The 1,272-nt window shown below is 63.8% G+C and carries 1 protein-coding gene; it reads right to left on the bottom strand.

Features of this window, described 5'->3' with window-relative positions; translation table 11 throughout:
• Positions 1-27: 27 nt before the first annotated feature.
• Complete coding sequence (locus tag M2432_RS27865; protein WP_280830086.1) at positions 28-1,224, bottom strand: IS30 family transposase; 1,197 nt, start codon at positions 1,222-1,224, stop codon at positions 28-30.
• Positions 1,225-1,272 lie beyond the last annotated feature (48 nt).

Below are 1,272 nucleotides of genomic sequence, written 5' to 3'. Positions count from 1 at the left end.
GGCAAAGTCAACTGATTAGTGCAACGTCTAGGCGGCGTGCTCGATGAGGGCGGTTAGGCGTTGGGCTGGTGTGTCGTAGTCCAGGGTGGGGCGTGGTCGTTTGTTGAGGGTGTCCTGGATGCGTTTGAGATCGGCTTTGGTGTGCACGCTCAGGTCGGTGGCTTTTTCAAACCAGAACCGCAGCAGCCGATTTGTGTTCTCGTTGGTGCCGCGCTGCCACGGTGAGTGCGGGTCGCAGAAATAGACCGGGGCCTGCAGCGCCAGCTTGATCTCACGCCAGTTCGCCATCTCACTGCCGCGGTCCCAGGTGATGCTGCGGCGCAGATGCGCCGGCAGCTCACTCATCGCCTCGATCATGGCAGTGGCCACCGACTCGGCGGTGTGGTCCTCGGGCAGGTGCAACAAGATGGTGAAGCGGGTGCTGCGTTCGACCAGGGTGCCGATCGCACTGCCGCATCCGGTACCCAGGATCAGATCGCCTTCCCAATTGCCGGGCACCGCACGGTCCGCGGCGGTCGCGGGGCGGTCGCTGATGGTGAATACGTCGGTGAACTTGCCGCGGTGTTCGGTGCGGTCGCGGGGCTTGCGGGCGGCCCGTTTGGTCGAGAGCCGCTTGTTCAGATCCGCACGCAGCTGGCCACGGCCCTGCACGTACAGGCACCGGTAGATGGTTTCGTGGCTCACCCGCGCCAGCTTGTCATCAGGATGTGCCCGCGCCAACATCTCGGCGATCAGTCCCGGGCTCCACCCGTCATCCATCCACGTTTCGATGGCCGCACACAGCGTGGGGTTGTTGAGTTTGAAGTCCTTGGGCCGCATGGCTTTCTGCGCGGCCCGCCCATGGGCCATCCGGGCGTGGTAATCCCCGTCGGCGTTGCGGTTGCGCTGCACCTCGCGCCAGATGACGCTGCGGTGCCGGTCGATCTGCTGACCGATCTGCGCATAGGTCAAACCCGAATCGCGGCCGCGCATGATCGCGATGCGTTCATCGAGACTGAGCCGATGTCCCCGTCCCCCTGGCCGGTCTGGATCACCGGCATCGGCCAGACCGTGCGCGCCAATGCCCATAATCAGTTTCATCGCTCCAGCGTTGCGCCACCACAGCCACGCTGATGTCGTCGACACGCCCATCTGCTGCGCCGTGCGGATCAACGGAGCGCCCTGACACACCCGGTCAAACAACTCCCGCCGCGTTGCCCTCGAATGTCGGTAACCACTTGGCACGACAACCTCCCAAATCAACGGATGTTGTCTTGACCGTATGAATATGCC

It is taken from the genome of Mycobacterium sp. OTB74 (assembly GCF_029892685.1).
Lineage (GTDB): Bacteria > Actinomycetota > Actinomycetes > Mycobacteriales > Mycobacteriaceae > Mycobacterium.
This window is presented reverse-complemented; position numbering and strand designations above follow the sequence as displayed.